Here is a 23,824-nt window from a genome sequence, read left to right as displayed (position 1 = left end):
GGTTCGCCATGTTTTGTTCACAGTGCTCGGCGCGCTGCTCGTCATGCCGGCGCACGCCGACGCCGGACGCGAACGGCTGTCGCTCGATCGCGGTTGGCTGTTTCATCTTGGGGATGTACCTTTCCACGTGCCCGCGACGCAGGATGAAACCTATTACGCCACCAAGGCCGGCCTGGCGTCGGGTGCGGCAGCCGTGAAATTCGACGACAGCGCCTGGCGCAAGCTCGACCTGCCGCACGACTGGCAGGTCGAACAGCCATTCGACCCGAAAGCGAATATGGCCCAGGGATTTCGCCCGCGCGGCATCGCCTGGTACCGGCGCTATATCGCCCTGCCCGAAAGCGATCGTGGCCGGCACGTCGAACTCGAATTCGGCGCGATCGCGACGCATGCCACGGTATGGGTGAACGGCAACCTCGTCAACCATAACTGGTCGGGCTATAACGAGGTGCGCATCGACATTACGCCGTACCTGCATTATGGCGACCAGCACGCCAATGTCGTCGCGGTCCGCGTCGATGCGAACGCGATGGAAGGCTGGTGGTACGAGGGGGCCGGCATGTACCGGCACACCTGGCTGGTCAAGACCGATGCCGTGCACGTGGTGCCCGATGGCGTGCGCGTGACGCCGCGCGAGGCCGCCGCCGGGACGTGGGAAATCCCGGCCGCGGTCACGCTCGATAACGACGGCAAGCGGGACGCGCGGGTCGAAGTGGAAATGGTGGTCACTGGGCCGGACGGCAAGCAGGTGGCGCGCCGCAGCACGTCGATCGCAGTGCCGGTGCTGACCCAGGTGACGGCGTCGCTGCCGATGACGATACGCCGGCCGGCGCTGTGGTCGCTCGACAAGACCACGCTGTATCACGTGACGACGACCGTGCGGCGCGACGGCAAGGTGGTGGACCGGCTGACGCTGGATACCGGCTTTCGCACGCTGCGCTTCGACCCAGCAAAAGGCTTCTTCCTCAACGGCGAGCACGTCAAGCTGCAAGGCGTTTGCCTTCATCAGGACCATGCCGGCGTGGGCGTCGCCGTGCCGACCGCGATCTGGGCATTCCGTCTGCGCCGCTTGAAAGAACTCGGGGTGAACGCGATCCGCTTCTCGCACAATGCGATCGCCTCCGAAGTGCTGGACATGGCGGACCGCATGGGATTCCTGGTCATGGCCGAGAACCGCAATTTCAATCCGTCGCCGGATTACATGAAGCAGTTCGAGTGGATGCTCAAGCGCGACCGCCATCATCCGTCGATCATCCTGTGGTCGGTGTTCAACGAGGAGCCGGTGCAGGCCACCGAGGCCGGTTACGAAATGGCGCGCCGCATGGTGGCCGTCGCCAAGGCACTCGACGGGACGCGGCCGACCACTGCGGCCATGAGCAACGGTCTGCTGACGCCACTGAACGTGTCGCATGCGGTCGACGTGGTCGGCGCCAACTACCAGATCCCCGAGTACGACAAATTCCATGCAGCCCATCCCAACAAGCCGTTCACGAGTTCCGAAGATACGTCGGCGTTCATGACGCGCGGTGAATTCGCGACCGACAAGGCGCGTCATATCGAGACCAGCTACGACACCCAGGCGCCGGCCTGGGGCAATACGCACCGCGACGCCTGGCAAGCAATCGACACGCGCGATTTCGTCGCCGGTGGCTTTGTCTGGACCGGCTTCGATTATCACGGCGAATCGTGGCCGTACGCGTCCTGGCCATCGGTCAGCTCGTTCTTCGGCATCATGGACCTGAACGGTTTTCCAAAGGTCGCCTACTACATGCACCAGGTGCAGTGGATCAAGGACCGGCCGCTGGTCTACATCGCGCCGCACTGGAACTGGGCCGGCAAGGAGGGGCAGGAGATCCTGGTCAGGGTGATGTCCAATGCCGAACGCGTCAAGCTGCTTCTGAACGGTCGGGAAATCGGCGAGCAGAAGGTCGACCATTACCGGATGAACGACTTCAAGGTCGCTTATGCGCCGGGCGCGCTGGAGGCGATTGCCTATACGGGCGGCAAGGAAGTGGCACGCGCGCGCGTCGAGACCACCGGCCCGGCCGTCGCGCTGGAATTGGTGCCGGATCGGACCGCCCTCGATGGCGATGGACGGGATGCGATGCCGATCACGGTCCGTGCACTCGATGCGGAGGGCAGGGCGGTGCCGCTCGCGCAGGACGAGGTGCGGTTTACCATCGCCGGCGCGGGCCGGTCGATTGGACATGGCAATGGCGACCCGAATTCGCACGAGGACGAGAAAGGCAGCACGCGTAAGCTGTTCAACGGCCTGGCCCAGTTGCTCGTGCAGAGCAACTGGAACAGCAGTGGTTCGATCGAAGTCGATGCCAGCGCGCCCGGACTGCGGGCCGCGCACCTGACGATCCCGGTGAAGGCCGTCGCGCCGGTAGCGTACGTGCCTGCGGCGATCCCGCCGGTGGACGACAAGCCGTAGCGCCGCTGCGGCCCGCCTGCGCTCAGTAGGCCGACACCCGCCGTGCCGTGTTGCCAATGCCGTACTGGCCGTACTACACGGTAGTGCCCCAACTGGTCGAGCTTGGCGTTTGCGGAATCGTTGCGGCCCGTCGACCGGCTTTGCGGATGTGGTTATAGAAGTAACATCAGGTGGGCTCTGATCCGACGCCGCTCTGAAAGATTCCGGGCGCCTTCGCATGCAAGAGTCCAAAGCGCGAAGTCTTTTCGCTGCTGCGGCGTCCGGATGCACGAGCGTTTAGGGGAGGGCGCACCACGATAATCGCCGGTCCTCCTACCGCGTTCAGGCACAACGGATGTTTACTTTGCATCCTTTCTTGCGGGTATCCGGCAAGGCAAGGGGGGCGACGATCCAGCCATGTCGCTTGAGTCAACAGCGCGGTTCAATGGTTCGGCGAAGGGTGTCGACGTAACGCTCGAAGTCCTTGCTTGTTGTAGACGACGATCAGTTCGAGGAAGGTGAGTTGATTACTCATGTGGCTAGGAGAGTCAGGGCGCACCGAAGAGGCCGTAACCGGCGCCGCTTGGTATACCAGACGGACGGACCGTATCACAATAGCTACCGCCTGGTGTCAACCAAACGACCCTCAGCATTTGGCGCTTATCGAGCTACGATGTGGCCCGAATTCAGAAGGCGCCAAACGCACTCGCATCATGCCCACAACATACCACGCGTCACAAACTCGACAATACTGTTTGTAATGTCGAGTTTGCTTTTCGACCTCCACATATTGTCTCGCTAGGGAAACACCGCATACAGCTTTAGTCGGCACACTTGACGCCTACCTGAGTGAAGGTCCGGCATGATTGCAACCAGCTCCCAGATCAAACACACGTGGCCCTAGCGGTCATTTTGTACATGCGCTCCTTCAGTATTCGGTGGTACCGGCTAAGTCCTTTGTTCAGCGTTCTTCACATGGCTCGAAGAGCGGCGGTGTCCATCCTCTTGGGTGCGCGAACAAAGATTGGCCTCAGCAACTACTGCCGTTTCATGTACAGAAAGCATTAGACAATTGGAGCAGCGGCAGCCGCGTTGTCGGCACGTAATCCAAAAACCGCGTCCCGCCAGGTTTCGCAGGAGCCGGACTGGGTGGTTAGAAAAGTGGTCGCTAGAGTTGGACGCGCCGCCCTGATAGCGAGAGAATCATGTCAGCATGCTGCCGGCGGAATGATGTGAGTTTGCCGCCAGTCTGGATATCGAGCTCCTAGGAGAGCGCGACAGAATCCTGTGAAGGTGTAGAAAATCGGACGCTGCGAGCCAAAATGAAGGCCTGAACCACGACAGAACCGTCTGATTCTTCCGGAGGCGTCCCTAAAACCGCGACAGAATGGTGTGAGTAAATCGCATTCGCTCCAGAAGGGAAAGAACTCACACGGTTCTGTCGCTATAGGGGGTGCATTCTGCTGATCGACTGTCGACGAAAGCCGAAGCAACGATCGAGTAAGTCGCCGGGGACTATGGAAGCGAAAGGCAGCGGTGAGACTGGTTCTTGGCGGCGCGATGCCCAGATGCGGGACGCGAAGTTGTACCTTTTCTGCCGATTCGCAAAAAACCCATCCTCCTGTCCCTGTGAACCCCAACTTCGTGTCGGCGTACTCCAGGGGAGACATCCCTCGGCCGTCTCGATAAACGTCATTTGACATAATATAGATTATGCGAAATTACGCAAACGCCGTTTCGCATCACATAAATCACGCCCCGACCGCTTCAGCGAGCCCAACAATGATCCCCTCCGGCCCACGGATATACGCCAGCCGGTAGGACTCGCCGTACCGCATCTCGCCGATGACCTCGTGACCAAGCTCCCGCATGCGCACGACCATCTGATCGATGTCGTCGACGGCAAACATCACCCGCCGCAAGCCCAGCGCATTCATCGGCGTCGCCACCGGCCCGAACCTGACGGCGTCCGGCGTGTGGAACTTGTCCAGCTCGATGCCCTGGCCATCCGGCGTGCGCAGCATCGCGAGCGTCGCCCTGACGTTCTCCAGGCCGATCAGGCGCCCGACGTCCGGCCCCGCGACCGTCGTTTCGCCCTCCAGCGTGAGCCCCAGGTCGATGAAAAACGCTTTCACGGCGTCGAGATCGTCCACGACGATGAGGACGTTATCCATGCGCTTGATCGTCATTGTTTTTCCTCCATCAATTCAACCACCCAGTCGATGAACACCCGCAGCTTCCTGCCGATGCGCCGATTGGCAGGATACGCGACGTACAGTGGCAGCGGCGCGATCTCCCAGCCGTCGAACAACCGCACGAGCTCGCCCCGCGCGACCGCGTCCCGCGCCATGTAATCGGGCAGCCAGAGCACGCCCAGGCCGGCCAGCCCGGCCGCGAGATACGCGTTGCCGTCGTCGATCGCCAGCATGTACCGCGCGTCCAGCAGCACGGTCTCGCCAGCCCGCCGCAATGCGTACTCGAATCCCTGCCCGGAACGCGCGCCGCGGAACTGCACGATGCGGTGCGACGGCTCGCGCAGTTGCGCCGGATGCGCCGGCACGCCCGCGTGTTCCAGATACGCGGGCGCCGCATAGACCCGCAACTGCAGGTCGGCCACGTGACGCGCGGCCAGCGACTGGTCGGTCAGGACGCCGCCCCGCACGACGCAATCGACATTGTCTCCGATCAGGTCCACCATCCGGTCGCTGACGCCCAGGTCGAGCTGGATGTCCGGGTAGCGCGCGTAGAACCCGGGCAGCGCCGGCACGAGCAGCATCGTCGCGAACGGGCTCGGCACATCGACGCGCAAGCGCCCTGCCGGTGCCGTCGCCTTGTTCGGCAACCCGGCCTCGAGGTCTTCCAGCTCGGCCAGCATGTGCACGACGCGTTCGTAATACACCGCGCCGTCTTCCGTGACGTTGACCTTGCGCGTGGTCCGGTGCAGCAGTTTTACGCGCAGGCGCGTCTCCAGTTGCTGGATGAGCTGGGTAACCGTCGCCCGGCTCATGTCCAGTGTCTGCGCCGCCTTCGTGAAACTGCCGGCTTCCACGACGCGCACGAATGCCCGCATGCCATCGAATCGGTCCACGCTCCCTCCAAAGGTTGATTGTTTCGATTATACAAACAGTGATGGCGTGACTTGGCGATTTATCGGGAACGGTTGAGGCTCTACAGTGAGATCCTTGACCCACAAAGGAGATCACCATGACCAACCGCGACGTCGTTTTCCCGCCGGGCCGCCAGGCGCTGTACGAAAAGAACCGCTATTCGCCGGCGGTGCGCGCCAACGGCTTCCTGTTCGTCTCGGGTCAGGTCGGCAGCCGCGACGACGGCTCGCCCGAACCCGACCTGGACGACCAGGTCCGGCGCGCCTTCGAGAACCTCAACGCCGTCCTGGCCGCGGCCGGCTGCCGCTTCGAGGACGTGGTCGACGTGACCGTGTTCATCGTCGATCCCCAATCGACATTCGAGCGTGTCTGGGCCGTGGCGCAGGAATACTGGGGCCAGGCGCCCTATCCGAACGTCACCGCCGTCGGCGTGACCTGGCTGTACGGATTCGAGTTCGAAATCAAGGTCATCGCGCGTTTGCCGCACGCTTGAAACGTTCAATATCCCGAGCTATCGGCAACATTTCCATGCGGAAACGTTTCAATAGCGGCCGTTGCGACGGCCGTTATTTTCATTTCTGGCGCTGTTGACCAGCGCCCTGCTCTCCGCCTGCGGTGCCGGCGATCCGGGCGCGCCGGGCGGCCAGTCGATGACGCGCACGGCGGCCCAGATCGTCACCGAAACCGCACTGACGCCCACCGCCGCGACCGCCAGCGCGTCGGAACGGGGCGACCTGTCGGCCGCCGCAACGATCGACCATGACGCCGTCACACGCTGGAGCAGCGGGTTCACGGACGACCAGTGGCTGACGCTCGATTACGGCAAGACCGTAACGATCAATCGCATCAACATCGCCTGGGAAAACGCGCACGCGCTGCAATACCTGCTGCAGGTGTCGGACGACAACGTGCACTGGACCACGATCAAGACCGTCGACGCCAGCACGGGCGGCACCGAGGACTTCGGCGGCCTGTCCGCACAGGGCCGCTACCTGCGCATGCAGGGTGTGAAACGCTCGAGCCAGTACGGCTATTCGATCTTCGAGATCCAGCCGTTTACGGGCACGCCCGCCACGCCGGGCGGGAGCGTTCCGACGCCGATCCCGGTCGACCTGACCCGGCCCGGCATTGTCGTCAAGCCGGTGGCCGCGACGTCATCGACGGTGGGAAACGGCGCTCTGGCGGCGTCGATGGCGATCGACGGCAAGCCGGACACGCGCTGGGCCGGCGCCGCCGAGGACGGCGCCTGGATCCAGTTCGATTTCGGCGTGCCGACTCCGATCGGCGCCGTCAAACTGACCTGGGAGAACGCGTACGGCAAGGAATACGCGCTGCGCGTCTCCGACGACGGCAAGACGTGGGCGCAGCTGCGCTACGTCGCCGAGGGCAAGGGCGGCACGGAAGAATTCCTCAACCTGGACACGAGCGCGCGCTACGTGCGCCTGCAGGGTGTCGCGCGCGCCACGCAATACGGCTATTCGCTGTTCGAAGCCGAGCTCCGCACGCCCGCCAACGACAACACGCTGCCCGTCAACGCGACGTCACCCCTGAACTATCCCGCATCGGGCAGCGGATGGACGCCCTTGCCCGCCTCGGCCGAACCGCTGGAGACGCTGCAATTCACCCTCCCCCGACGGTACGCTCGTCACGCGCTTCGGCGCGCGCGCGATGGCCGCCACGGACGCGAGCGCGGCGAGGACTGGAACGAGATCTCGGCGCGGACGGTTTTCCGAACGGGAAGGACGTGCCGGCCCGGCCGCTCGTCGCCGGCGACGTCATCGAGGTCGCGCCGTCGATGTTCTCGACGACGGACGCGATGGCCGCGAACGGCGACAACCGCGGCATCCGCTACGACGGCCCGGAATGGGTGTACGTGGTCGGCACCGGCCTGCTGGAAGCCGTGCCGGAAGCGGACATCCTCGCGCGCACGCGCACGACGCCCGACGTGGATGGCGTGCGCGGCGTGGCCAACTTCGCCTACGATCCGGAAACCAGCGCCGTGCGCCTGGGCCGCTTCGGCTGGAAGGCGGCGAAAGCGACCCTGCGCCACCAGGCGGCCGAAGCGCTCCTCCTCGACATGGGCGTGACGTCGCCGGTCTATCCGAACCGCGCCTGCGTGAACGGACCGGCAGCATGCGCCGCCGCCGGCACGCAAACCGGCATCGCGGAAGCGGACCTGCGGAAGATCGCCCACTACCTGGCGCTCGTCGCCGTGCCCGCGCAGCGCAGCCTGTCCAGCGGCTTCCCGAAAGGCGTCGCGCCGCTCGACGAGCACAGGGTCGATCCCGTGCAGGTCGGCGCCGGCGCGAAGCTGTTCCAGGGCATGCGCTGCACGGCCTGCCGCACGGCGGAGATGAAGACGGGCAGCGGCCACCTGTTCGCCGAACTGCGCAACCAGACCATCCACCCGTACTCCGACCTGCTGCTGCACGACATGGGCGCCGGCCTGTCGGACAGGTTCGCGGAAGGCCAGGCGACGGGCGCGATGTGGCGCACGGCGCCGCTGTGGGGCATCGGCTACACGGACAAGGTGATGGGCAACGCGGCGCGTGTGGGCTACCTGCACGACGGGCGCGCACGCACCCTGCTTGAAGCGATCCTGTGGCACGGCGGCGAGGCCACGCAGACACGCGTGCGCTTCGAAAACCTCGGCAAGGCCGACCGCGTGGCGCTGCTGGCGTTCCTGAAGTCGCTCTGACACGGCACGCGGAGCGGGCCGCCCTGCTCCGCGTTTGCGTGACGCATCACGGCATCTTTGTTTAGCGTCAATGCGCCGTCTTGTTCCCGGTCAGTGCACAATACGTGGAACGGAGGCCATCATGCCGCACATCTACAAACCCGAAGAGCGCTGGGACAACGCCGACATCGGCTATCCGTCCGCGCTCGCCATCGGCGATTCCTGGTTCTGGTACGTCAACAACAATATCCTTGGCACGATGATCAACCATCCGGCCCTGTCCGACGACCACCGCAACCTCCAGCTCGTGGGCTACAACGGTGCGCGGCTCAAGGATTATGTCGGCGACGGCAAGTATGCCGACACGGTCGAGCATTTCCTCCGTCCCGGCTTCGTGGAAGGGTTTTCGGAGTTCTACATCAGCGGAGCGGGCAACGATGCCGTCGACGTCGACCTCGCGCTGTTCGACCATCGCCCGCCCGGCACGGACGCCCATGGCTGGATCGACGGCCGCGGCATGGACGACATGCTGTTCCGGCTGCGCCAGGCGCTCACAAGGCTGATCGCGTCGATCCGCGTCGCGAAGCACGCCAGCGCCACGCTGGCGCCCATCTTCGTGCACGGCTACGATTACCCGGTGCCGGACGGCCGGGGCTTCGAGTTCGGCCTGATCCACGCCGGGCCATGGCTCGCGCCGGCGCTGGACCGGCACGGCGTCCCGCCGGACCTGGCGCTGCGCAGCGAGATCGCCCAGATCATGATCGACCGCCTGAACGACGACCTGCTCGCGCCGCTGGCGGCCGTGACGCCGGGCGTCGTGCACATCGACAGCCGCGGCATCCTGCCGCGCGACCACACGTACCGCGATTACTGGTCGAACGAGATGCACCCGACCAACCTGGGATTCCGGCGCATCTTCGAACATGCGTGGCTGCCGCATCTGTTCGAACACGGCATCGCGCTGCGGCCGTTTCCGTAAGCGCAGGCCGATCTGGACGATGCGGGGCTGGCTCACGTTCAGCGTATGCAGCCGGAGCACCTCGTTCTCGATGTCGCTCTCCATGTTCCCGGTATGGAAAACGTTGTTCACGTTGAGGTTCAGCGACAGGCGCGGCGTGATGCGGTGCATCCACGTGAAATTCGTCATCGTGACGGCGCTGTTGATGCCCTGGCCGTTCAGGGTGGCGCCGTTGCGGTTGACGCTCAGCTGCAGCGATTCCATGCCCACCTGGTACGCGAGCCGCAGCTTGATGTTCTCCCGGTGGTTCGTCTGCTCCACGGCCGTCGTGTCGGTCGTGAAGTTGGAGATGCGCTGGCGCTTCTCGTTGGCCAGCGTCGCCCCGAGGTTGGCGGACAGGCCCGGCACGAACAGCTGGCGCACGTTGAAATTCAGGTCGACGCCGACGGAATCGTTGGCGCCGAAGTTGATGGGCGAGGTCACGATCACGTTCGGATCGCTCGCGAGCGCGTAGCTGCGGTTGCCGATCATGGGCGACTCGCGCCGCTTGAACAGGACGAAGCTGCTGTCCACGCCGAACAGGCGGTCGCGGTACGCCACCTCGAAGTTATCGTTGTTCACCGGCTGCAGCTGCGGGTTGCCGAGCCGCGCGCTGAAGTCGCTGAGGTAGACGAGGTTCGGGTTCAGGTCGCGCTCGTTCGGCCGCGCGATGCGGCGCGAGGCGCGGAACTGCAGCATGCCGTCGGTGCCGATGTCGCGCGTCACGTAAAAGCTCGGCAGCCAGTTCATGTAGTAATACTTGTCTTCCTCGTCCAGCAGGGGCTGGTGGACGTCGAGTTCCGTGTACTCGCCGCGCAGGCCGCCCTGGATGCTGAGGTTCTTGCCCAGCTTCGTGGACAGGATGCCGTAGATGGCCGCGTTGCGGTCGTTCGATTCGAAATCGCTGATGCGGCTCGCCACCGGCACGTACTCGCCCGTGGCGGGGTCCTGCCCGAGGTAGTTCGTCGGATTGTTCGTCTTGCTGTCCGCGACCTTCGCGCCGGCCTTCAGGTGCCACGTGTCCCAGACGTTGCGCTCGTAGTCGACGGAGATGTCGAGGATGCGGTTGCGGCGGTCGGTCGAGCGCAGGCTGTTCGCGATGAACGGGGTCGGGCGCAGGCGGTAGTCGTAGAAGACGTCCGAATCGGAATGATTGTTCTGGCCCGTGTAGCGCAGGTCGAACTTCAGGTCTTCGCCCGGCGCGCCGCTCTTGTGGTCGTACGATGCGCCGATGCCAAAGTTCTCGGCCGGCGAGCGGCTCTGCGACCGGCTCGTGAAATCGGCCAGCGGCGAGTCGTCCGCCGCGAAGCGCCGGGTCGAGGTCGTGCTGTCGCTCTCGTTGCGGATCTTCGAATAGCTGACCGTGGCGCCGGCCTGGTCGCGCTCCCCGACGTTGTACGTGAACGTCGACGCGAGGTTCAGCGATTTCGACCGGCCCTGCCGGTTGCCCACCGAATCCTGGGAGTCCTTGACGGCGCCGGTGGCCGGGTCGAGATCCTCGCGCTGGGACTCGTTATGGCTGTTGCGCACGTACTCTCTCACACCGATGTTGCCGGAGATCGAGTACGGGCCTTCCGCGTGCTCGCCGTTGAGGAACGCGTTGCCGCGGCCCTCGGTACCCTTGTTGACGCTCATGTTCGCGCGCGAGCCGGCCTTGCGGTTGCGCTTGAGGACGAGGTTGATGATCGGCCCGCTGCCGCCCTCGTTGCCGAATTCGGCGCCGGGCACGTTGACCACCTCGATGGATTCGATGGCCTCGGCCGGGAACGCATTCAGCGCGTCGCCCCGGTTCTGGCCCTGGAACTGGGCGTCGCGCTTGCCGTTGACCATGATCTGCACGTTCTGGTTGCCGCGCAGCGCCACGTTGCCGTCCTGGTCGACCGTGACCGACGGCACATTGTTCAGGATGTCGGCGGCGGACGCGTTGCTCACGCTGATGTCGTTCTTCAGGTCGTAAACATCGCGGTCGACCTTGTTGGTCGGGCGCGTCGCGACGACCTCCACGGTCGCGACCCCGTCGTCGGACTTCGTGTCCGGTGCGGCCTTGGCGGCGGGCGGCGCCGTTTGTGCGAACGACGCCGGTACGGCGAAACAGGTAACGAGTAAGGCGGGAAGGATTTTCAGCGCGTGCTTGGTCGGAATCATCGAACAGGATCAGTGAGTGGAAACGCCGGAGCATGAATCCGTATTCCTCCGGCCACCCATAAAAGTTCCAGCTTTTTTTAGCGGCTCGTCGGCGGATTCAGCAACGCCTTGGAGGGATCCGGGTTCTGCATCTGCTGCTCGAAAAAGCCCCGGGCGTCCTCCAGCCCCGCATTGTATTCGACGTCGCGCATCACGCTGACCTGGTCGATCGTCCATTCGCTGAAGCCGCCGGCACCCGCCACCAGGCGCATTTCCGCCGTGATGTCGGCCAGGCTCAGGCCCCCGTTCAGGCGGCGCTGGAACGCCGCCGCCCACGCGGCCGTGGCCGGGTCGCGGACGTCGTTCTCCAGCGTGCGCAGGATGTGCTCGGCCCTGGGCACGTCGACCCGGTAGCAGGACGCGAGCACCGCCGCGCGCGCCAGCGTGCGCGAATCCCGGCCCGTGCGCCAGGCCGTCAATACGCCGTCGAGTGCTTCAGGACTGGGCTTGCCATCGGCCAGCAGCGACAGGTCGAGCGCCGCCAGCGCGATGGCGCCGGCGCCCGGATCGCGCTCGCGCGCCCGCGCGAGACCGGCGCGGGCGGCGTCGAGGTGCGGCGCGCGTGCGCCGGCGTCGAGATGCGCGGCCAGCTTCAGGTGCGCCCGCGCCAGCAGCAACAGCACGTCGGGGCCGGCATCGGCACGGCGCGCGGTCTTCTCCAGCCACGGCAGCGCGGCGGCCGGATCGCCCCAGTCGACGCGGGCCCGGTTCAGGGCGAGCTGCCCCGCCTCGACGTTCGGGACGGCGCCGGCGTCGGCCGTCAGCGTGCGCAGCAGCGCCTCCCCCTGCGCGGGTGCCGGACAGGCTTTCAGGGCCGCGTCGGCGAGCATGAAGCCGCCGGACGTCGCGGACATCGTCGTGATGGCGATCTCCGGACGCAGACCGGGCGGCTGCTCCACGCGCATGACCTCGGCCCGCTGCAGCCGGTAGCGCCATAGCGCGGTCGACGCCTCGCCCACGTCCAGGCCGAACGCGTCGCGCAGCGCGGCGGCCGGGTCGGTACCCTGGTGGACGGCATTCAGGAACGTCCCCAGCTTCCTGCGCCGTTCGCCGGCCCCGAGGATGTAGTGCGCGAGGAGCCAGGAACGCGCCTCGAATTCCACGCCCGCGGCCCGGCGCCGCGTGTCGGACAGGTTCGCGAACGGGCGCGGCCCCAGTACGTCGGCATAGTCGAGGTTGTAGCGGTGGCCCTGGTCGAGGAAATAGAAATACCGGCCCACGCCCGGCGGCGTGCGGCCGATCACCATCTGCGTCGCGCCGAAGCGCACGCCCGCGAAATAATTCGCGAAGCCTTCGATCCAGGCGGACGGGCCGCGCACGTCCGTGTGACGGTACAGGAAGTGGCGTGCATACGCTTCCGATGCGTACGACAGTCCTTCGTCGAGGGGCGTCTTGACGAGCTTGTCGTCGTCGATGGCGGCCAGCGGCGCCGTCCGCACGAGGAAGCCCTGGGTGCCGTCCGTGCAATCGCGGAACAGCGCGATGCCGTTGGCCGGGCGGTCCGCCGCCACGCGGTCGAGGTCGCGCACGTCGTTCAGGTACACAAGGTTCAGCTTGGTCTCAGGGCCGGCCGACTTCGGACGGTAGTCGTCCGTGTACACGCGCAGCAGGCTGTCGAGGCGCTCCAGGTGTTCCACGAGCCGGGCCACGTCGTCGCGCGGCGCGTCGGACAGGACGACCACGTGGGCGCTCTCGGCCCGCACCCACGACGACGTGCTCCGCTGGCCCGTGACGACGATGCTTTGCGGACCGGCGTCCTGTGCAAAACAGGCGCCGCCCACGAGCGCACAGACGGCGGCGACGGCCGCCGCCGACCTTTTGAATGGTGAACCCACGATTCCCGACTCCTTGACAGTATTTACGAACGTACAACCCTGTCATTCTACCGGGATCGTTGCCGATTGCACATCATATATTCAGTGCCTGGCGTCCGATGGCGGCCGTACCGCCACGGATTGCCGCCCCGCTCGCGCCCGCGCCGGCGCGGGCGTCCGCCCGGACGGCGGCTTCGGCACGACGGCCGTGATCCGCACGTCCTTCAGCCGCCAGCCGGCCTCCGCGACCATGAGCTCCGACTGTCCTTCGATGCGTACGGGCCGCCCATTGATCAGCGTGTGCGCCGAGCGCCAGGCGACGACGGCCTGCGGCGTCCTGGGAACGTCCGGCGCGATGCCGTGGACGGTCGCCCCATCGATGACGAGCTCGCCGAAGTGTGCCGCGCCGTCCGGCCGGACCGTGCCGCCGGCCCCATCCGGACGCTGGCCCGCCGCGCACGCGCACGCACCGGCCAGGGTGCCGTCCAGGCCGGCGAACAGTCTCGGCATATGCTCGCGCAGGGCCAGGTAGCGCCGTGCCTGCGCCGCGCCATGGTCCCACAGCGCGCCGCGCAGGGCCGGGTCGCGGTCCAGCTTGGAGTTCGCGCCCAGCGGCATGCCGGCCGCCGCCTCGACGGCCGTGCAATCCATGACGATGCGGTCGACCCGCACGAGCTTGTCGCGCCGCTGCGCCGCCGCGCTGGCGGGGGACGCATCGTCGCCGCGGCCGCTTTCCATGCGGCGGTTGATCGCGTCGACGAAACCCAGTTCCTGGTTCATGGCCAGATTGCCGCCCAGCGCATTGCGCACGTCCCAAATCTCGCCGCCGTTGAGGGCGATATGCGGCCCGTCCGCGGCGAGCCTGGCCTGGCTGGGGTTGATCTGCACGACCCAAATGGCGTCCGGCTTTCTCTCGTCGTCCGCCACACCGGACAGGAAGTTGCGGATCGGCGGATTCTGCGAGAACAGCCCGTCCCACAAGGTCAGCGGACGCGGGGCGAGCGTCGTTTCGTCGAGTCCGGCCATCTCGTGCGCGCGGAACAGCCACGGGACGGCGGCGGACGCCAGCACGGCGTCGAGCGAGATGCCGCCGTCGCCCGGCGCCCGCTCGGAACTGAACGCGACGAATTCCCCTTCGTGCAATTCCACGGCGCCCAGCAGCAGGCGCGGGATCGGACGCAGGGTGAGGCGCACGGCATCGGCAAGCTGCCCCAGCGCCTCGGCGTCGAAGCGCACCGCGGGCGGACGCCACCGCTCCAGCGCGGCGTGCAGCAGGCTGCCGGGCTGGACGCCGATCTGCGCCATGCGCGCGCGCAGGCGGTCGGCGGCGCCGAGCTTGTTCGCGATGCGGCCCTCGACCGCGCCCCGGTCGGCCCGGTAGCGTTCCTGGCAGGGTGCCGTGGGCGGGAACATGGCCGCCTCCAGGTCGCTGCGCAGCCAGCGCTCCACCTCGGCCGGAATACTGGCGAACTCGCCCAGCAGCGCGACGAGCGGCCAGTCCACGCCCGGGCGCAGCAGCGTCGGCAGCGAAAAGAAGTCGGGGCGCATCCAGGGATTGTCGGGCCCGAGCATGCGGGCCAGCGCCGGCCACACGGTCGCGTTCCATGACTCCATCCCCGCGAGCGGCCACACGTACGGGCTGGATTTGATGTCCCAGCCGCCCAGCGCGGCCAGGTCGGCAAGGCCGCGGCAGACGTGGTTGACCGTCGACTCGACGAGGCCGAGCGCGGAATTGCCCTGCCAGAACGCGTCCAGCCGCCGCCCCGCCTCCGGCGCGCCGCCCGTGATGAAGCCGTACCAGCCGAGCAGCGCGCTGATGGCGCCGCCGGACGTGCCGCTGATCGCGACGAGCGCCGTGCGGTCGGCGCCATCCTCGTCGCCACGGTTGTCGAACTGTTCCAGCAGGATCGGAAGGACGCCGCCCGTGTACGCGGCGTGGCTGCCGCCGCCCTGGCAGGCGATTGCGATGTGATTGGTTGCCATAGGGCCTCCCGGCACAAGGGGTTAGGTGAGTGACCCTCCCGCACCGTTAGGCAGGCCGCGGCGCGCACGGTTCCCTATTGCTTTATTGAAATGCGTCACGAATAATAGAGCGACAATCATTCTCGACCGCACCATGAAGCAACCGGAAGACCTGAGCACGATCGAATTGCCGCTCGACGCGGCGCTGGCGAAGAAGCGCGGCCGTCCGCCGAAGGAGGACAAGCTCAGCGACGCCGAGCGGGCCCGCCGCTACCGCGCCCGCCAGAAGATGCGGCCGAAGGGCGCGTGGAACTACGAGCAGGTCACGACCCAGACGCGGACGGAGATCGAACGCCTGCTGGGCAGCGCGTCGACGCGGCCGGCCGGGGAAGCGGAATTGGTGGCGCAATGGGCGTACGGCATGTTCCTGCTGTGGGACCGCGTCACGGCCCAGCGCCAGCAGGCGGCCGACCGGGATGCGTTGCTGGCGCTCGTCTCCGGCTGATTCTACGCGCCAGGCAGGCCGAGCCGGTCGGCATGCGTGTAGCAGACGAAGTCGTTCCCGCGCGCGAACGCGAGCAGGGTCAGGCCGGCTTTATCCGCCAGCTCGACGGCGGCCAAAGTCGGCGCCGACATGCCGACCAGCGCCGACACGCCCGCCACCGCGGCCTTCTGCGCCATCTCGAAGCTGACCCGGCTGGTGATCAACAGGAAGCCGGCGCCGGGCGCCGCGCGCTCCCGCGCCATCGCGCCGATCACCTTGTCCAGCGCATTGTGGCGGCCGACGTCCTCGCGCACGATGTGCAGGGTGCCGTCCATGCCGCACCAGGCCGCCGCGTGGGCGGCGCCCGTCAGCTTTGTCAGCTTCTGTTCCGCGCCGATCGCGCCCAGCGCGCGCCGTACGCCGTCGACGTGAAAGCCGCGCGCCGGCGCCAGGGACGGCAACGCGCGGCACACCTGGTCCAGGCTGTCCACGCCGCACAGGCCGCAGCCCGTGCGCCCCGTCAGGCTGCGGCGGCGCTCCTTCAGCGCCATGAACGCGCTGCCGGCGATCTCGATCTGGACGGCGACGCCGCCCGCGGCGGGCTCGACGTCGATCCCGTAGCACTGGCCCGGCCCCACGATGATTTCTTCGCTCAGCGAAAAGCCGAGCGCAAAGTCTTCCAGGTCGGCCGGCGTGGCCATCATGACGGCGTGCGAGATGCCGTTGTAGACGAGCGCGACGGGGACCTCGTCGACCACCCGGTCATCCACCTCGGCAAGTACGCCAGCACGCATGCGCAGCACACGCCGCGGATGCGCCGTGAGCGGCAAGGCGTCGGTCTCGGGATCGTGAAGGGGATTCATCGCCGCCGATGATACCATCAGCGCCGCGCCGCGGCTTTCACCCCCTCGACGTCGCGCGGCTCCGCGATCGCGCTGCCGTTGCGCTCCGCGCGGAAGCGCTTCGACATCGCATACACGGCCTTGCGCACCCGCATGATCGAGCCGAGCGGACGATGCGCGGCCAGCGCATGCCACGGATTGAACTGCATGCCGTCGTCGACGAGGCGTGCCAGGTCGTCGCCATACGCCTTCTGCGGCGCCACGCGCAGGCGCGCCACGGTCACGTACGGGCTCAGGTCTTCCGGCCATTCGACGGACGCGTCCTCGATGGGCATGCGGTCGATGTCCGTGCACAGCTGCACCCGCAGTTCCCACTCGCCGCCTTCGCTCGCGAAGTGTTCGACGACCGCGTCGCGCAGGCCGTCCGGCCGGCCCTTCAGGTCGACGTGGCTGCCCGCGAGCGCCGCCAGCGCGGGCGCCACGGGCGCCACCTGCACCTTCGCCATGTAGCGGCCGTACAGGATCGGCACCTGGCTGTAATACGTCTCGCCGAGCGGATGCGTCTCGGGATGGCCGCCCAACGCCTTCAGCGTCACGCTGTCGCCGCCGACGGCTTCCAGCGCCTGTTCGGCACCGCGCGCCACCGCGGAAAACAGGCGCTTGAGGTTCGGCGCCTTGTCCGTCGTCGCGGCCAGCAGTTGCGCGCCGCCGAGGAATGTCCGCGCGTTCGGCGCACTGAACACGGGACCGTTGACGAGCACGAAGTCCTGCGTGACGTCGTGCTCGCTGCCGCCCACGCGCGGGCCTTCGACGCCGACGACCTTGATCCCCATGCCGCGCGGCGTGGAGACGTCGTCCGCCAGCAGGTCGCCCGGCGTCGTCGACAGCCGCATCACGACGGGATACGTGCCCGGCCGGGCGAACAGGCCTTGCGCGTACGCGTCCGGCAGCCCGGCCTCGACGGTCAGCTCGCCCACCAGCAGGCCGTGCGTCTTGGCGTGCACGCTGCGCAGCGCGCGGCCGGAATCCTCGTACGTCTTGGTGGAAATGCTGCGCATCGTCGTCTGCAGGTCGAAGCTGGTCTGCGCTTCGTCGTCTTCCAGGCTTTCGAAACGCGGTTCGAACGGGATCGGGGCGGTCATGGTGGAATCCGGTGGTTTGAATGATGATATGCGGATCATCGGCGCGCGCGGCCTCGGCGGTCTGTGCAACGCCGTACGGAGTGCACGGATTTGCCGATCTTGCGTGTGCGCTGTCGAACAGACATGGTTGCGCCATCGGATCAAGCTCCACGGTATCGCGCACTGGGAGTCTGATCATGAGCAAGCACGGCGGCAAGCCAAACGAACCGAACGAACCGCAAATCCCGGCCGGCGGCTGGGGCTCGGTGAAGGAAGTCACGACGATCCTGCTGAAGGAACGCGTCCCCCTCGAGGGCACGCAGTTGCTGATGCAGCAGAACAAGCCGGACGGCTTCATGTGCGTGAGTTGCTCGTGGGCGAAGCCGGCCCATCCGCATCCGGCCGAGTTCTGCGAAAGCGGCGCCAAGGCGACGGCGTGGGAAATCACGAGCAAGCGCCTCGACCCGGCATTCTTCAAGCGCCATACGCTGCGCGAACTGGAAGGCTGGAACGACCACGAACTCGAGGAAGCGGGCCGCCTGACGGTGCCCATGCGCTACGACGGCGCGCTGGACCGCTACGTGGAAATCACCTGGGACCGCGCATTTGCCGAAATCGGTGCCGAGCTGCGCAAGATGGATCCCGCCCAGGTCGCGTTCTACAGCTCGGGCCGTGCCTCGCTGGAAACGTCGTACATGTACCAGCTGCTGGCGCGCATGTACGGCAACAACAACCTGCCCGACAGCTCCAACATGTGCCACGAAAGCACGTCCGTCGCGCTGCCGAAGACGATCGGCGTGCCGATCGGGACCGTGGTGCTGGACGACTTCGAACAGACCGACTGCATCTTCTTCTTCGGCCAGAACGTGGGCGTGAACAGCCCGCGCATGCTGCACCAGCTGCAGGAGGCAAGAAAGCGCGGCGTTCCCATCGTCACGTTCAATCCGCTGCGCGAGCGCGGCCTGGTCAGCTTCGTGAACCCGCAATCCCCGGTCGAGATGCTGAGCGGCCACGAGACCGTGATCAGCACCCAGTACCACCAGGTGAAGGCCGGCGGCGACGTGGCGGCGCTGACGGGCCTGTGCAAGGCCGTGCTGGAGGCGGACGAGCGCGCCCGCACGACCGGCGGACCGCGCGCCCTCGACACTGCATTCATCGACGAACATTGCCACGGCTTCGACGAGTTCGCGGCCGCCATGCGCGCGCGCACGTGGGACGAGATCGAGAAGGAATCGGGTCTCGCGCAAGCCCAGATCGAGCAGGCGGCCGGCACCTACCTCCGTGCGAAACAGGTGATCGGCATCTATGGCATGGGCCTCACGCAGCACCGCAACGGGGTGCTGAACGTGCAGATGCTCGTCAACTTCCTCTTGTTGCGGGGGAATATGGGCAAGCCGGGCGCCGGCATCTGCCCGGTGCGGGGCCACTCGAACGTGCAGGGGCAGCGCACGGTCGGCATCACGGAAAAGCCCGAGCTGGCGCCGCTGGACAAGCTGAAGGAGCTGTATGGCTTCGAACCGCCGCGCGCCAAGGGCATGAACACGGTGGAGATGTGCGAGGCGATCAAGGCCGGCAAGCTGCAGGCGTTGATCAGCCTCGGCGGCAACCTCGTGCGGGCCGTGCCGGACCACGGCCAGATGGAGGCCGCCTGGCGCGCCGTCCCGCTCACGGTGCAGATCTCGACCAAGCTGAACCGCAGCCACCTCGTGCACGGCAAGACGGCGTACCTGCTGCCCTGCCTGGGCCGCATCGAGATCGACCGCCAGGCCAGCGGCGAGCAGTCCGTGTCGATGGAGGATTCCACCGGCTGCATGCACGGCTCGCGCGGCCGCGCCGAACCGGCTGCGGACACGCTGCTGTCGGAACCGGCCATCGTGGCCCGCCTGGCGAAGGCGACGCTGGACCCGAATCCGAAGGTCGACTGGGATGGATGGGTGGCGGACTATGCGAAGGTGCGCGACGCCATCGCCGCGACGTACCCGAAGATCTTCCACGACTTCAACGAGCGCATGTGGCAGCCGGGCGGCTTCCGCAAACCGCTGGCGGCAGCGGACCGTAAATGGAACACGCCCACCGGCAAGGCGAATTTCACCGTGCCGGACACCTTGTCCGCGGACCCCGACATGCCCGTGCCCGAGGACGCCCTGCGCCTGTTCACGGTGCGCAGCGACGGCCAGTTCAACACGACGATCTACAGCCTTGAAGACCGTTTCCGGGGCGTGCAGGACAGGAACGTCCTGTTCATGGCCGGCACGGACATGGCCCGCCTCGGCCTGGCCGATGGTGACATTGTCACAGCCAGCACGGCCATCGACGATGGCGTCGAGCGCAAGGTCGAAGGCTTGCGCGTCGTGGAATACAGCGTGCCTGCCGGCTGCGTTGCCGGCTATTTCCCGGAGTGTAATCCGCTGATTCCCCTCTGGCACTATGCGAAAGAGAGCAAGGTACCGGCCGCGAAATCCATCGCCATCCGGGTCGAGCGCACGGGTGGGACGGGGCGGCCGCTGCATTGACTGTTGCCATTTTGGTATTTCTGCGTAAATATTGCTGTCATAGATTGTGATTTTTTGATAGATTCCTAAGTGCATCAACGGAATCTTTCAAACAACATGATCTGGCAGCCATGACATCGCCCTATCGCCCGCCCTCGCCGGAACCCGGTTTCGACGCCGCCGCCTACTGCAACACCAGGCAGGCGGCCGCGATGCTGGGCGTGTCGCACCGTACGGTGCAGCTGTGGGTGGAAAGCGGCACCCTGGAAGCGTGGAAGACGGCCGGCGGCCACCGGCGCATCGCGCTGGCGTCGATCGAACGCCACGTCGAGCGCCGGCGCCAGGCGATGCTGGACCGTACGGCGCCCGCGCGCTACAAGGTGCTGCTCGTGGACGATGACGCCTCGACCATGGCGCGGTACGAGGGGGCGATGTCCGGCTGGGACCTGCCGCTGGACGTCGTCCGGGTCGGGAACGGTTTCGAAGCGCTGATCCGCATCGGCGAGACCCGGCCGCACCTGCTCGTCGGCGACCTCAGCATGCCGGGCGTGGACGGCCTGCGCATGATCCGCACGCTGCGTGCGAGCGAGGCCTACCGCGACATGGCCATCGTCGTCACGAGCGGGCTGGATCCGGCCACGATCCGGGCCATGGGCCTGCCGGACGACATCCCCGTGCTGCCCAAGCCGGTGGCGCCCGAGGCGCTGCGCACGGCCATCGAAGACGCCCTGCATGTCGAGGTACACGCCGAACGGTGACATAAGCCCTTGATCTGGCTATAATTTCCGCCTTCGTCAGCCAGGATCACCCGCCATGTCACTGCTCGCCCACCAGCTCGAACTGCTGTCCCCCGCCAAAACCGCCGAGATCGGCCGCGAAGCCATCCTGCACGGCGCGGACGCGGTCTATATCGGCGGGCCCGCATTCGGCGCGCGCCACAACGCCAGCAATACGCTGGAAGACATCGCGGGCCTCGTCGAATTCGCGCACCGCTACCGCGCGCGCATCTTCGTCACCATGAACACGATCCTGCACGACGCCGAACTGGAAACGGCCGAAAAGCAGATCCGCCAGCTGTACGATGCCGGCGTGGACGCGCTGATCGTGCAGGACATGGCGATGTTCGAACTGGACCTGCCGCCGATCCAGCTGCACGCGAGCACCCAGTGCGACATCCGCACCGTGGAAAAGGCGAAGTTCCTGTCGCAGGTCGGCTTCTCGCAGCTGGTGCTGGCGCGCGAGCTGACCATCGAACAGATCAAGGCCATCCGCGCCGAGGTCGACACGCCGCTGGAGTACTTCATCCACGGCGCGCTGTGCGTCGCGTTCTCCGGCCAGTGCTACATCTCGCACGCGGACACGGGCCGCAGCGCCAACCGCGGCGACTGCTCGCAGGCGTGCCGCCTGCCGTACACGCTGTCGGACGGCCAGGGCCGCGTCGTCGCCTACGAAAAACACCTGCTGTCGATGAAGGACAACGACCAGAGCCGCAACCTGGAAGCGCTCGTCGACGCCGGCATCCGCTCCTTCAAGATCGAAGGCCGCTACAAGGACATGGGCTATGTGAAGAACATCACCGCCCACTACCGCCTGCTGCTGGACGAGATCCTGGAACGCCGTCCGGAACTGGCGCGCGCGTCGAGCGGCCGGACGCAGGTGATGTTCACGCCGGACGTCGACAAGAACTTCCACCGCGGCCACACGGATTATTTCGCGCAGGGCCGCCAGCAGACCATCGGCGCCTTCGATTCGCCGAAGTACGTGGGCGTGGAACTGGGCACGGTCGCGCGCATCGGCGGCGATAATTTCGATCTCGTCACGAATTCGCCGATGGCCAACGGCGACGGCCTGAACTACATGCACAAGCGCGAGACGGTCGGCATCCAGGCGAACACCGTGCAAAAGCTCGGCGAAGACGAAGACGGCCAGCGCTGGCGCGTGTTCCCGAACGAGGGCCTGGCCACGTTGCCGGGCCTGAAGGTCGGCACCGTCATCCACCGCAACCGCGACCACCAGTGGGAAGCGGCCCTCAACAAGAAATCGTCCGACCGCAAGGTGCGGGCGGACCTGCGCCTGGAAGACACGGCCGAGGGCCTGCGCCTGACCGTCACCGACGAGGACGGCATCACGACGACGACCGAGGCCCGCCTCGCGCTGCAGCCGGCCCAGCAGGCCGACCAGGCGCTGGCGGGCCTGCGCACGAGCCTCGCCAAGCTGGGCAACACGATGTTCGAGGCGGGCACCGTCGATGTCGCGCTGACGCAGCCGTGGTTCGTGCCGGCCAGCGCCATCAACGGCCTGCGCCGCGACGCCATCGCCGCCCAGGAAGCGGCGCGCCTCGCGGCATGGCAGCGTCCGGAGCGCGCGCAGCCGGTCGAACCGCCGGCCGCGTATCCCGAGACCCAGCTGAGCTACCTGGCCAACGTCTACAACGAGAAGGCGCGCGCGTTCTACCACAAGCACGGCGTGCAGCTGATCGCGGCCGCGTACGAGTCGCACGAGGAACCGGGCGAAGTGTCGCTGATGATCACCAAGCACTGCCTGCGTTTCTCGTTCAACCTGTGCCCCAAGCAGGCCAAGGGTGTGCAGGGCGTGCAGGGCCAGGTGCGCGCCGAGCCGATGACGCTCGTGTCCGGCGCCGAAACCTACACGCTGAAATTCGATTGCAAGCCGTGCGAGATGCACGTGATGGGCGCGATGAAGCCGGGGATCCTGAATTCGCCGCCGCCGTCCGCCATTCCGTACAGCCCGCTCGTCTTCCACCGCCAGCGTCCGCGCGCATGAGGCCCTTGATGATCCTGCGCACTTCTCTACTGCTGGCCCTGCTGGGCGCGACGGGCGTGGCCCTCGCCGACGATGCCGCCATCCTGGCGTGCCGCAAGCTGGCCGACGGCGCCGCGCGCCTGGGCTGCTATGACGCGATTCCCGCCGAAGCGCGTCCGGCCGCCGCGGCCGCGCAAGCCTTCGGCCTCGAACAAAAGACGCCCGAGGAACCGGCCCGCTCGATCGAGAGCACGATCGTCGGCACGGTCGCCGGCTGGGGCCCGGCCACGCTGTTCACCCTTGCCAACGGCCAGGTGTGGAAAGTGGTCGACGGCAGCTCGGGAGACCTCACGCCGGTGAGCAATCCGCCGGTCAAGATCGTGCGCAATATGTTCGGTACCCTGTTCCTCGAGATCGAAGGCACCAACGCCTCGCCCAAGGTCCGGCGCGTCCGCTGAATGTTTTCGCCATTCGTCCAGCGCGCTCGTGTCTTCACATGAGCCTATGGGCGCGAACCGGCCTGGACTCAATCCCGGCATGGGCCTCGCCCTGAATGGGCACGCTGCTGCTCGGCGCGTCGTACCGCCTCGATGCGCTCCGCACCGTGAACGTGTCCGTGGGCGCGGGTCTCACGCGTGACACGCCGGACTTGGCCCTCACGGTCCGCATGCCGTTCGGTTTTTGAGCCGTCCCTTTCACGACCTCCCCCCAACGATGGGGGGTTCCCCTTCCACATTCGGGAAAAAGCCACACGGCGGCCGTTATTTCCTTGACCATGACGAGGATCGGTTACACGATTGTGACTAATTGTAACCGCCGGTCGAAAATGTAGCGTCCGCCACGAATATTTCACGGGCGGCATAATATTAAACAAAGATCAACTGATAGTAAGAAATTGCTAACAGGCTACAGAACAGCAGCCCAGGTTACACCCAGTTACACTTGTCAAGAAATTATGCCGGCTC

15 protein-coding genes and 2 pseudogenes are annotated in these 23,824 nt (G+C 66.5%); 10 read left to right on the top strand and 7 right to left on the bottom strand.

All coding sequences use genetic code 11. The features are described from left to right. Positions 1 to 22 precede the first annotated feature (22 nt). On the top strand, positions 23 to 2,437 hold the full coding sequence (galA, locus tag ACEN98_RS30850) for a beta-galactosidase GalA (RefSeq protein WP_413389116.1): 2,415 nt from the start codon (positions 23 to 25) through the stop codon (positions 2,435 to 2,437). Positions 2,438 to 4,167: 1,730 nt separating this feature from the next. On the opposite strand, the gene ACEN98_RS30845 is transcribed toward galA, so the two are convergent. Both ACEN98_RS30845 and ACEN98_RS30840 read right to left on the bottom strand, forming a co-directional pair. After that, entirely contained in the window at positions 4,168 to 4,605 is a 438-nt protein-coding gene (locus tag ACEN98_RS30845) for a VOC family protein (RefSeq protein ID WP_413388602.1), read from the bottom strand. Then, positions 4,602 to 5,504, bottom strand: coding sequence for a LysR family transcriptional regulator (locus tag ACEN98_RS30840; protein ID WP_413388601.1), 903 nt, complete (start codon positions 5,502 to 5,504; stop codon positions 4,602 to 4,604). Before ACEN98_RS30840 ends, ACEN98_RS30845 begins: the two co-directional genes overlap by 4 nt. Positions 5,505 to 5,620: 116 nt before the next feature. Between ACEN98_RS30840 and ACEN98_RS30835 the strand changes: the two genes are divergently transcribed. The 3 genes and pseudogenes from ACEN98_RS30835 (at position 5,621) to ACEN98_RS30825 (ending at position 8,221) form a co-directional block, all read left to right on the top strand. After that, a complete protein-coding gene (locus ACEN98_RS30835; RefSeq protein WP_413388600.1) occupies positions 5,621 to 6,016 on the top strand; it encodes a RidA family protein in 396 nt (131 codons plus the stop codon). A 157-nt stretch (positions 6,017 to 6,173) separates the two neighbouring features. Then, positions 6,174 to 6,950, top strand: a pseudogene (locus ACEN98_RS30830) (discoidin domain-containing protein); the annotation flags it as partial. Positions 6,951 to 7,096: 146 nt separating this feature from the next. Continuing rightward, complete coding sequence (locus ACEN98_RS30825; protein ID WP_413388599.1) at positions 7,097 to 8,221, top strand: di-heme oxidoredictase family protein; 1,125 nt, start codon at positions 7,097 to 7,099, stop codon at positions 8,219 to 8,221. Positions 8,222 to 8,288: 67 nt separating this feature from the next. Here the strand turns inward: ACEN98_RS30825 and ACEN98_RS30820 are convergent, their stop codons facing one another. The 3 genes from ACEN98_RS30820 to ACEN98_RS30810 form a co-directional block, all read right to left on the bottom strand. Then, entirely contained in the window at positions 8,289 to 11,342 is a 3,054-nt protein-coding gene (locus ACEN98_RS30820; RefSeq protein ID WP_413388598.1) for an outer membrane beta-barrel protein, read from the bottom strand. A 77-nt stretch (positions 11,343 to 11,419) separates the two neighbouring features. Next, positions 11,420 to 13,216, bottom strand: a complete 1,797-nt coding sequence (locus ACEN98_RS30815) for a hypothetical protein (protein ID WP_413388597.1) — start codon at positions 13,214 to 13,216, stop codon at positions 11,420 to 11,422. An 81-nt stretch (positions 13,217 to 13,297) separates the two neighbouring features. Then, positions 13,298 to 15,178 carry a hypothetical protein gene (locus ACEN98_RS30810; RefSeq protein WP_413388596.1) on the bottom strand — a complete coding sequence of 627 codons (1,881 nt, stop codon included), beginning with the start codon at positions 15,176 to 15,178 and terminating at the stop codon, positions 13,298 to 13,300. Positions 15,179 to 15,311: 133 nt separating this feature from the next. Between ACEN98_RS30810 and ACEN98_RS30805 the strand changes: the two genes are divergently transcribed. After that, a complete protein-coding gene (locus ACEN98_RS30805; protein ID WP_413346276.1) occupies positions 15,312 to 15,662 on the top strand; it encodes a hypothetical protein in 351 nt (116 codons plus the stop codon). A 2-nt stretch (positions 15,663 to 15,664) separates the two neighbouring features. On the opposite strand, the gene fdhD is transcribed toward ACEN98_RS30805, so the two are convergent. Continuing rightward, on the bottom strand, positions 15,665 to 16,504 hold the full coding sequence (gene fdhD / locus ACEN98_RS30800) for a formate dehydrogenase accessory sulfurtransferase FdhD (RefSeq protein WP_413388594.1): 840 nt from the start codon (positions 16,502 to 16,504) through the stop codon (positions 15,665 to 15,667). 17 nt (positions 16,505 to 16,521) lie between these two features. Next, positions 16,522 to 17,625, bottom strand: coding sequence for a catalase family protein (locus tag ACEN98_RS30795; protein WP_413388593.1), 1,104 nt, complete (start codon positions 17,623 to 17,625; stop codon positions 16,522 to 16,524). Between the two features lie 176 nt (positions 17,626 to 17,801). Here ACEN98_RS30795 and ACEN98_RS30790 point away from each other — a divergent pair, with 176 nt between their 5' ends. The 5 genes and pseudogenes from ACEN98_RS30790 to ACEN98_RS30770 form a co-directional block, all read left to right on the top strand. Further along, a complete protein-coding gene (locus tag ACEN98_RS30790) occupies positions 17,802 to 20,117 on the top strand; it encodes an FdhF/YdeP family oxidoreductase (RefSeq protein ID WP_413388592.1) in 2,316 nt (771 codons plus the stop codon). A gap of 110 nt (positions 20,118 to 20,227) precedes the next feature. Then, positions 20,228 to 20,854: a response regulator gene (locus ACEN98_RS30785; protein ID WP_413388591.1), complete on the top strand. Its 627-nt coding sequence runs from the start codon at positions 20,228 to 20,230 to the stop codon at positions 20,852 to 20,854. Between the two features lie 55 nt (positions 20,855 to 20,909). After that, positions 20,910 to 22,880: a peptidase U32 family protein gene (locus tag ACEN98_RS30780; RefSeq protein WP_413388590.1), complete on the top strand. Its 1,971-nt coding sequence runs from the start codon at positions 20,910 to 20,912 to the stop codon at positions 22,878 to 22,880. Positions 22,881 to 22,888: 8 nt separating this feature from the next. Further along, positions 22,889 to 23,317, top strand: coding sequence for a hypothetical protein (locus ACEN98_RS30775; protein ID WP_413388589.1), 429 nt, complete (start codon positions 22,889 to 22,891; stop codon positions 23,315 to 23,317). A 95-nt stretch (positions 23,318 to 23,412) separates the two neighbouring features. Continuing rightward, a pseudogene (locus ACEN98_RS30770) lies at positions 23,413 to 23,544 on the top strand (acetate kinase); the annotation flags it as partial. Positions 23,545 to 23,824 lie beyond the last annotated feature (280 nt).

The sequence above is a fragment of the Massilia sp. CT11-137 genome (genome assembly GCF_047302885.1).
GTDB classification, from domain to species: domain Bacteria; phylum Pseudomonadota; class Gammaproteobacteria; order Burkholderiales; family Burkholderiaceae_D; genus Telluria; species Telluria orientalis.
Note: the sequence above shows the minus strand (reverse complement) of the source record. Positions and strands in the feature narration are given on the sequence as shown.